Annotated in this window: 7 protein-coding genes and 1 CRISPR repeat array; of the genes, 3 read left to right on the top strand and 4 right to left on the bottom strand. The window is 57.6% G+C overall.

The features are described 5' to 3' along the window. Positions 1-49: 49 nt before the first annotated feature. Positions 50-1,396: a CRISPR direct-repeat array (repeat unit 28 nt; unit sequence GTTCACTGCCGTACAGGCAGCTTAGAAA). A gap of 389 nt (positions 1,397-1,785) precedes the next feature. Together acnB and yacL are read left to right on the top strand one after the other, a co-directional pair. Continuing rightward, on the top strand, positions 1,786-4,383 hold the full coding sequence (gene acnB, locus ACR6A7_RS19155) for a bifunctional aconitate hydratase 2/2-methylisocitrate dehydratase (RefSeq protein ID WP_434126863.1): 2,598 nt from the start codon (positions 1,786-1,788) through the stop codon (positions 4,381-4,383). Positions 4,384-4,536: 153 nt separating this feature from the next. After that, positions 4,537-4,899, top strand: a complete 363-nt coding sequence (gene yacL, locus ACR6A7_RS19150; RefSeq protein WP_103793960.1) for a protein YacL — start codon at positions 4,537-4,539, stop codon at positions 4,897-4,899. Position 4,900: 1 nt separating this feature from the next. Here yacL and ACR6A7_RS19145 read toward each other — a convergent pair whose 3' ends face one another. Next, positions 4,901-5,329 carry a type II toxin-antitoxin system VapC family toxin gene (locus ACR6A7_RS19145; RefSeq protein ID WP_434126862.1) on the bottom strand — a complete coding sequence of 143 codons (429 nt, stop codon included), beginning with the start codon at positions 5,327-5,329 and terminating at the stop codon, positions 4,901-4,903. After that, positions 5,326-5,580 carry a type II toxin-antitoxin system Phd/YefM family antitoxin gene (locus tag ACR6A7_RS19140; RefSeq protein WP_434126861.1) on the bottom strand — a complete coding sequence of 85 codons (255 nt, stop codon included), beginning with the start codon at positions 5,578-5,580 and terminating at the stop codon, positions 5,326-5,328. The genes ACR6A7_RS19145 and ACR6A7_RS19140 overlap by 4 nt, the downstream gene beginning before the upstream one ends. A 179-nt stretch (positions 5,581-5,759) precedes the next feature. On the opposite strand from ACR6A7_RS19140, the gene bla reads away from it, so the two are divergent. Next, on the top strand, positions 5,760-6,635 hold the full coding sequence (gene bla, locus ACR6A7_RS19135) for a class A beta-lactamase (protein WP_434126860.1): 876 nt from the start codon (positions 5,760-5,762) through the stop codon (positions 6,633-6,635). A gap of 47 nt (positions 6,636-6,682) precedes the next feature. On the opposite strand, the gene ACR6A7_RS19130 is transcribed toward bla, so the two are convergent. Then, entirely contained in the window at positions 6,683-8,002 is a 1,320-nt protein-coding gene (locus ACR6A7_RS19130) for an MFS transporter (RefSeq protein ID WP_434126866.1), read from the bottom strand. A 42-nt stretch (positions 8,003-8,044) separates the two neighbouring features. Then, positions 8,045-8,998 (bottom strand): phosphoglycerate dehydrogenase, encoded by a 954-nt coding sequence (locus ACR6A7_RS19125; RefSeq protein WP_434126859.1) that lies wholly within the window; start codon positions 8,996-8,998, stop codon positions 8,045-8,047. Positions 8,999-9,006: the final 8 nt, after the last annotated feature.

The following is a 9,006-nucleotide window of genomic DNA, read 5'->3' as shown; positions in this document are numbered from 1 at the left end:
TACAGGCAGCTTAGAAAAGCAACGGTAACCTGCAGAGTAGATGCGCCGGGTTCACTGCCGTACAGGCAGCTTAGAAACTTGGGCTTGTAAAGCCGCTCATAGTTCGTGGGTTCACTGCCGTACAGGCAGCTTAGAAAGAACAACCACAGCAGCACAAAATTTCCGTAGAGTTCACTGCCGTACAGGCAGCTTAGAAAGCCGCTTTGACAAAGTAGTTATGAATCCCCCAGTTCACTGCCGTACAGGCAGCTTAGAAAATCATCTGTGAGGGGGAACATGCGGGCAAAAAGTTCACTGCCGTACAGGCAGCTTAGAAAAAATGTCAGCAGAAAAGCCAAGCAAAGAAAGCGTTCACTGCCGTACAGGCAGCTTAGAAAAGCGATACAATTTTGTCCTAATATCAGCTGATGTTCACTGCCGTACAGGCAGCTTAGAAAGCGAAATCACGCGGAATCAGATTTTTCAGATGGTTCACTGCCGTACAGGCAGCTTAGAAAATTGAGTACCGGCGCGACTGCAACTGTCGCTAGTTCACTGCCGTACAGGCAGCTTAGAAAGTAATTAAACACCTGAAACGTCCTCTCTTCGCGTTCACTGCCGTACAGGCAGCTTAGAAAGGACAGATTAACAAAGCCTCCCCCTTCTTCTGTTCACTGCCGTACAGGCAGCTTAGAAAAGATTGCCCCATGTTGCCCGCGGCGCCAGTTGGTTCACTGCCGTACAGGCAGCTTAGAAATCCACGCGCTTAAACTCAATGACCCACACCCAGTTCACTGCCGTACAGGCAGCTTAGAAAAGGCGCGCCCATGAGCGAAGCTATTTACGAAAGTTCACTGCCGTACAGGTAGCTTAGAAAAAGGTAATCAATGAGTTGAGTCGGCTTGAGGCGTTCACTGCCGTACAGGCAGCTTAGAAAAAGCTGATCAGCTTCAAGGCGCTTTACGACGCGTTCACTGCCGTACAGGCAGCTTAGAAATTGATCAGTCCGCCGAACTCAACAGAGGAGTCGTTCACTGCCGTACAGGCAGCTTAGAAAACAATGTGGCTTCAAAGGCTTCTTCTGAATCAGTGCACTGCCGTACAGGCAGCTTAGAAAAAATAATCACTCAAACGCTTTGAGCAACAATGGTTCACTGCCGTACAGGCAGCTTAGAAATGCGTAATAATCACCATCAATCTGGAAATCCCGTTCACTGCCGTACAGGCAGCTTAGAAATTTACGCCAGGCTAGCGGAACGTTTTTCTAAAGTTCACTGCCGTACAGGCAGCTTAGAAAACGAAAGCAGCGACTGTCGCAGAACTCGACGCGTTCACTGCCGTACAGGCAGCTTAGAAAACAATGAGATGGTTGCATAAGTAACCTGGGCTGTTCACTGCCGTACAGGCAGCCGAAAGCACATACGCTTTGCCTTTATCCTGCCAGGCATACTCTCACAATGATAAAACTCATAACTCCCACCTTCCTGTTTCCAGCAAAACTACGTCAAAAAGTTATACTCCCATCCAACACTACCACTCCTGACCGTGCCTTTATGCTGCGATTAAAACCAGGAATGAATCCACGACATCTTTCTCACTTCAGCCCTCACTCATCAGCTAGCCCATAAAAGCCAAAACCGCACTTTTTTACCCTGTTAATTATGTTGTGTTTTTGTAAACAGATTAACAAACAGCCTGAACCCTGCTATGCTGCCCCACGCGGAACCGGGCACCTTACCCTACTCATGGAATGCTTTGTCACCAGGGTGCACCGGAAACCCATACAATGTGAGCGAGGAGAACGTCGTGCTAGTAGAATACCGTAAGCACGTTGCCGAGCGTGCCGCCCAGGGGATCGTACCTAAGCCGTTAGATGCTTCCCAGATGGCCGCGCTGGTTGAACTGCTGAAAAACCCGCCAGCGGGTGAAGAAGAATTCCTGACCGATCTGTTGGTCAACCGTGTCCCACCCGGCGTTGATGAAGCCGCCTACGTTAAAGCGGGTTTCCTTGCCGCGGTGGCTAAAGGCGAAACGACCTCTCCTCTGGTATCCCCCGAAAAAGCGATTGAACTGCTGGGCACCATGCAAGGCGGTTACAACATTCATCCGCTGATTGACGCGCTGGACGACGCAAAGCTGGCGCCGATTGCCGCCAAAGCGCTGTCTCACACGCTGCTGATGTTTGACAACTTCTACGACGTTGAAGAAAAAGCGAAAGCGGGCAATACCCATGCGCAGCAGGTGATGCAATCCTGGGCGAATGCCGAGTGGTACCTGTCACGCCCCGAGCTGGCAGAAAAAATTACCGTCACCGTGTTCAAAGTGACCGGCGAAACCAACACCGACGACCTCTCTCCGGCGCCGGATGCCTGGTCGCGTCCGGATATTCCACTGCACGCGCTGGCGATGCTGAAAAACGCCCGCGAAGGCATCAACCCGGATGAGCCGGGCAACGTCGGCCCGATCAAGCAGATTGAAGCGCTGCAGGCCAAAGGCTATCCGCTGGCTTACGTCGGCGACGTCGTCGGCACCGGCTCTTCCCGTAAATCCGCGACCAACTCCGTTCTCTGGTTCATGGGCGAAGATATCCCGAACGTCCCGAACAAAAAAGGCGGCGGTCTGGTGCTGGGCAGCAAAATCGCGCCAATCTTCTTTAACACCATGGAAGATGCGGGCGCGCTGCCGATTGAAGTTGACGTCGGCGAGCTGAATATGGGCGACGTGATCGACGTCTATCCGTACAAAGGCGAAGTGCGTAACCACGAAACCGGCGAGCTGCTGGCCAGCTTTACGCTGAAAACCGACGTGCTGATCGACGAAGTACGCGCCGGCGGCCGTATTCCGCTGATTATCGGCCGCGGCCTCACCAGCAAAGCACGTGAATCGCTGGGCCTGCCGCACAGCGACGTCTTCCGTCAGGCGAAAGACGTGGCGGAAAGCACGCGCGGCTACTCGCTGGCGCAGAAAATGGTCGGCCGCGCCTGCGGCGTCGATGGCATCCGCCCTGGCGCTTACTGCGAACCGAAAATGACCTCGGTCGGTTCTCAGGACACCACCGGCCCAATGACGCGCGACGAGCTGAAAGATCTGGCGTGCCTCGGCTTCTCCGCCGACCTGGTGATGCAGTCGTTCTGCCACACCGCCGCCTATCCGAAGCCGGTCGACGTCAACACGCACCACACGCTGCCGGACTTCATTATGAACCGCGGCGGCGTCTCGCTGCGTCCGGGCGACGGCGTGATCCACTCATGGCTGAACCGCATGCTGCTGCCGGATACTGTCGGCACCGGCGGCGACTCGCATACTCGCTTCCCGATCGGCATCTCCTTCCCGGCAGGCTCTGGCCTGGTGGCTTTTGCCGCTGCGACCGGCGTGATGCCGCTTGATATGCCTGAATCCGTGCTGGTGCGCTTTAAAGGCAAAATGCAACCGGGCATCACCCTGCGCGATCTGGTGCACGCTATTCCGCTGTACGCCATCAAGCAGGGCCTGCTGACCGTTGAGAAGAAAGGCAAAAAGAACATCTTCTCTGGCCGCATTCTGGAGATTGAAGGTCTGCCGGATCTGAAGGTCGAGCAGGCGTTCGAACTGACCGACGCCTCGGCCGAGCGTTCGGCCGCGGGCTGTACCATTAAGCTGGATAAAGCGCCGATCGTTGAATACCTCAGCTCCAATATCGTGCTGCTGAAGTGGATGATCGCGGAAGGCTACGGCGATCGCCGTACGCTGGAGCGCCGTATCCAGGGCATGGAAAAATGGCTGGCGGATCCGCAGCTGCTGGAAGCGGACGCCGACGCTGAATACGCGGCGGTGATCGAGATCGATCTGGCGGACATCAAAGAGCCGATCCTGTGCGCGCCGAACGATCCAGACGACGCGCGTCTGCTCTCTGACGTGCAGGGCGAGAAGATCGACGAAGTGTTTATCGGCTCGTGCATGACCAACATCGGGCACTTCCGCGCGGCTGGTAAACTGCTCGACAGCCATAAAGGTCAGCTGCCGACCCGCCTGTGGGTGGCGCCGCCGACCAAGATGGATGCGGCTCAGCTGACCGAAGAGGGCTACTACAGCGTCTTCGGCAAGAGTGGCGCGCGTATCGAGATCCCGGGCTGCTCGCTCTGCATGGGGAACCAGGCGCGCGTGCAGGACGGCGCAACGGTGGTTTCCACCTCGACGCGTAACTTCCCGAACCGTCTCGGTACCGGCGCCAACGTCTATCTGGCATCGGCGGAACTGGCTGCGGTTTCTTCTCTGCTCGGCAAACTGCCGACGCCGGATGAGTACCAGCAGTTCATGGCGCAGGTGGATAAAACCGCCAGCGACACCTACCGCTACCTCAACTTTGACCAGCTGGATCAGTACACCGATAAAGCGGACAACGTCATTTTCCAGACGGCGGTCTGAGTGACCAACTAAAAACCGAAGGGGCGATAATCGCCCCTTTTTCTTTTGCTTTTTCCCCGCAATAATGTCGCCCCGATCTCACTTTAGCGTTGATGATGCGCACACACTATTTTGGTGCGGATTCACTCGCGTCATTAACCAAAGGGTTAGCCCATGGAATACGAATTTTTACGCGATCTCACCGGACAGGTGAAAGTACGCATGTCGATGGATCACGAAGCGGTGGGCCACTGGTTCAACGAGGAAGTGAAAGAAAACCTGGCGCTGCTGGACGAGGTTGAAGCCGCGATGCGCAGCATCAAGGGCAGCGAGCGCCAGTGGCAGCGCATCGGCCACGAATATACGCTGTGGATGGACGATGAAGAGATCATGATCCGCGCCAACCATCTCGCCTTAGAGGATGACGGGCTGGAAGAGGGCATGAACTACTACGACGAAGAGAGCCTGTCGTTCTGCGGCGTGGAGGATTTTCTCGCCGTGATGAACGCCTACCGTCAGTTTCTACAGGGGCGCTAAGTCAGCTCGCCCATTCCCAGGGATTAAGCAGCTGCACGCCCATGCCGGTAAAGTCCTTTACGTTGCGCGTGACCAGTATCATATCGTGCTGCCAGGCGATGGCGGCAATAATGGCGTCGTTCGCGGCGCGTTTATCCGGCACCTGCAGCCGGGCGCAGTAGCGCGCCGCTTCTGTTTCAAAAGGCAGAATGCGATCGCTGAACTCTGTCAGCACCGCCGTTTCAAACCACTCTCGCAGGCGGGCAGCCTGAGCAAGCTCGCGACGCGCCACCTGAGCAATGCCTTTCTCTATTTCCATAATGGTGATCGCCGAGAGAAACAGATCGCCTGCATCGACGCTATCGGTCCACGCAGAGACGGCAGGATCGATAGCGCGCGTGCGCGCCTTGCGCAGTTCGGAAATTACGTTGGTATCCAGCAAATATCTCATGACAAATCGACGTCCCTGAAATCGATGTCGCCGCGTTCCGGCGCAAAGTCGATCGCCGCCACATCGGGCATCGCCAGCGCGTCCTGAATATTGCGACGCGTGCCGGTCAGTTTTTTATATGCCTCGAAAGTGAGTAAAACGTGAGCGGGTTTGCCGCGATCGGTAATGTAGACCGGGCCTTCCTCCGCCGCTTTTTTCGCGTTCGACACCTGCTGGTTAAACTCTCTGCTCGACAGCGTGAAAATTTTCATCGCGCGACTCCTGCTTTGTAGTGACGTTGCTACATTTTAACCGGGTCGGGCATTTTTTCAACTACCAGCAGAGCGAATATACCGCTGACAGGCTGAGTTAACGACTTTGCGGTTTAAGCTTTGCGTAGCGGTACGCAAAAGGGCAAGCTCTGTGGAACCCTACATTAAGGACAATCATGATGTTTTCTTTGACAAAATTTCTTGCCGCTTCGCTGCTGTTCAGCGCCGCGCTCGCTCAGGCTTCGATAAACGATGAGGGTCTGGCGGCTGTTGCGCAGCAGGAAGAGCAGGCGCTGAAGGCGCGTATCGGCATCGCCATCATTGATACCGGCGCAGACAGCGTCGCCAGCTATCGCGGCAACGAGCGCTTTCCGCTTAACAGCACGCATAAGGCGCTGTTGTGCGGCGCGCTGCTCAGCGCGCAGGATAAAGGCAAACTGCGGCTTACGGATCGCACCCGGTTCCATCGCACCGCGCTGGTCGCTTATTCGCCGGTCACCGAAAAGTTTGTCGCGCCCGCCGGGATGAGCTGGGGACAGCTCTGCGAGGCGGCTATCGCCTGGAGCGATAACACCGCGGCGAATCTGCTGGCGAACAAGCTGGGCGGTCCAGTCGCGGTGACGCGCTTTTTCGCCGAACTGGGCGACAAGGTCACGCGGCTCGACCGCTTCGAGCCTGAGCTAAACAGCGCCGTACCGGGCGATATGCGCGATACCACCACGCCGCTGGCTGTTAGCGAGACGCTGCAAAAGCTGACGCTGGGAACAGCGCTGACGCCCGCTTCGCGCGCGCAGCTGCTGCAATGGATGCGCGATGATAAGGTCGCCGGTGCGCTGCTGCGTTCGGTTTTGCCAGAGGGATGGAGCATCGCCGACAAAACCGGCGCTGGGGAGTCTGGTTCGCGGTCGATTATCAGCGTGGTATGGCCGGAAAACGGCAAGCCGCTGATTATTGCTGTCTATATTACGCAAACAGAGGCGACGCTTGCGCAGAGCAATGCGGCGATCGCCCGCATCGGCAGGGCGATTTTCGCGACGGTGCGCGCGCCGCGTTAAAGGCAAAAAGGCTCCGATCGCCATCAGAGCCTTTTTTCACGCGCCTGTCAGACGCTGCTGGCGACCGCCTGCGGCTCCTGCACCTTCTTTTCATCGACAATTGGCTCAACCTTGCCCATCAGGAACAGATAGTTGAGGATGCCGATCACCACCAGCACGGCGGAGAAGACCAGTGCCCAGGTAAAGTGTCCGGTGGCGCCGACAATGGCGCCGGTAATAATCGGGCCGACCGCGCCGCCCATATTCGACACCGTGTTCTGTAGCCCGGCGACAATAGAAACGCTGTTCTTCGGCGCGACGTCGCCCGGCAGTGCCCACACCTGCGAGGCGGCGACGGTCGTGCCCGACTTGGCGATACAGAGCAGCAGCACGGTCATAAACACCGACTCGGTAAAGGGTGCGAAACCGATACAGAGCGCCATCAGCAGGCCAATGGTCAGGAAAAGCTTGCGCGTGGCGGTCAGCGACAGCACCTTTTTATGCACCATGCGATCCGACGCCCATCCCGCCAGCACCTCGATTACCATGCCGCAGATAAGCGGCAGTGCGGCAACGAAGCCCATCTTCAGGAAGTCCATGCCCTTGTCTTTGACCAGGTAGGTCGGCAGCCAGGTAATGAAAAAGTAGGAGGTGTAGTTGATGGTGAAAAAGCCGATGCACATCGCCCAGATATTGCGGTAGCGCAGCAGCCGGTACCACTTCATCGGGCGGACGCCTTTCTCACCGTGCTTCTGCGCCTGGCCGTCGCGGATCAGCCGCACTTCGTTCCGGTCGATCTTTTTATGATCTTCCGGGTTTTCGGCGTAGATAAAATACCAGGCGATCACCCAGAACAGGCCGATGGCGCCGATCACCAGGAAGGTGATGCGCCAGTCCACCATGGCGATCATCCAGACGATCAGCGGCATCGCCACCGCGCCGCCGAATTTCGAGGCGCTGTCGAACAGCCCCGATACGGTGGCACGCTCGCGATCCGGGAACCAGCGCGCGGCAATGCCCGCGTTGCTGGGATAGGCGGCCGCTTCGCCGACGCCCAGCGCCAGGCGCAGCGCCAGCAGCGATTTAAAGCCGGTCGCCAGTCCCATCGCCATGGTGGCGATCGACCACCAGCCGACCGCGATGCCGAGCCCTTTTTTCTGGCCGAAGCGATCCGCGAACCAGCCCGCCGGGATTTGCAGCAGCGCATAGGACCAGAAGAAGGCGGCCATAATCAGGCCCATCATCTCCGGGTTAATCTCCAGCTCGGTGATCAGATGCGGGGCGGCGGCGGAGAGCACCGTCCGGTCAATATAGTTGATGGCGATTGCCAGCCACATCAGGCCAGCGATCCACCAGCGAATTTTGGTCGAGCGCAGCGTAGGGTTCATCATTATTTTCCACTCGAATCTGGTTGCAGGCGTGGGCGGCGCTTATGCCAGCCCGTTCATGACGTTGATCGGCCGCTCGTCCTGACGGACGCACTGCACAATCTGCGCCACGCAGCGTTCACCGATGGCGCTAATGGCGCCGTCGGTGTAGCCCGCGATATGCGACGTCGGGATAAAGTTCGGCAGGCTAAACAGCGGATGCGAGGTCAGCGGTTCCTGAACAAAAACGTCGGCCGCCGCGCCGGCAATCACATTGTCCTGCAGCGCATTAAAGAGATCCTCTTCATTCACGACGCCGCCGCGTGAGACGTTGATCAGGAAGGCGCGCTTCTTCATGCGGCGCAGGCGCGCACCGTCGAACAGGTCGCGCGTCTCGTCGGTCAGCGGCGTGTGCAGCGTAATGAAGTCGCTCTCTGCGGTGAGCTGGTCGAGGCTGACAAAGGTGACGCCGTGCTCGGCGGCAAAGGCCTCGTCAGGATAGAAATCAAAGGCGATCACGCGCATGTTGAAGCCTTTCGCGCGCAGCGCCACCTGCTTGCCGATATTGCCCAGGCCGACAATGCCCAGCGTTTTGCCGTAGACGTCGGTAGCGAAGATACGCGGCCAGCCGCCCGCGCGCGTTTCCGTGACCGCCTGCGTCAGCTGGCGCGCGGCGTTGAGGATCAGCGCAAAGGCGAAGTCGGCGACGGCGTGCTTGTTGGCGTCCGGTACGTTGGTGACGTAGATGCCGCGCGCGCGCGTGGCGTCGAGGTCGATATTATCGACGCCGACGCCATGCTTGCAGACGATCTTCAGCTGCGGCGCCTGCGCCAGCAGCGCCTCGTTAACCTCGGTAAAGGCGACAATCATCGCTACGGTCTCCGGCAGATGCGGCGCCAGCGCTTCAGGCGTTGCGTCGGCGGGCAGGGTCACCAGTTCAAAGCCGTGCTGTTTCAGGGTATCGATCGGCGTCGTGTCATATTTAGCGAACGACGGCGAGGTGCAGATTACTTTCATCGTGTTTC

Source organism: Pantoea phyllosphaerae (assembly GCF_051025595.1).
In the GTDB taxonomy this organism is placed as follows: Bacteria; Pseudomonadota; Gammaproteobacteria; order Enterobacterales; family Enterobacteriaceae; genus Pantoea.
The sequence above is the reverse complement of the archived record's forward strand: the minus strand, read 5'-3'. Positions and strand labels throughout refer to the sequence as shown.

What these genes read in the sequence shown, in the direction of transcription:
- yacL (WP_103793960.1), top strand. Translation starts at nt 4,537, where the DNA reads ATGGAATACGAATTTTTACGCGATCTCACCGGACAGGTGAAAGTACGC.
- ACR6A7_RS19145 (WP_434126862.1), bottom strand. Translation starts at nt 5,329, where the DNA reads ATGAGATATTTGCTGGATACCAACGTAATTTCCGAACTGCGCAAGGCG.
- ACR6A7_RS19140 (WP_434126861.1), bottom strand. Translation starts at nt 5,580, where the DNA reads ATGAAAATTTTCACGCTGTCGAGCAGAGAGTTTAACCAGCAGGTGTCG.
- bla (WP_434126860.1), top strand. Translation starts at nt 5,760, where the DNA reads ATGTTTTCTTTGACAAAATTTCTTGCCGCTTCGCTGCTGTTCAGCGCC.
- ACR6A7_RS19130 (WP_434126866.1), bottom strand. Translation starts at nt 8,002, where the DNA reads ATGAACCCTACGCTGCGCTCGACCAAAATTCGCTGGTGGATCGCTGGC.
- ACR6A7_RS19125 (WP_434126859.1), bottom strand. Translation starts at nt 8,998, where the DNA reads ATGAAAGTAATCTGCACCTCGCCGTCGTTCGCTAAATATGACACGACG.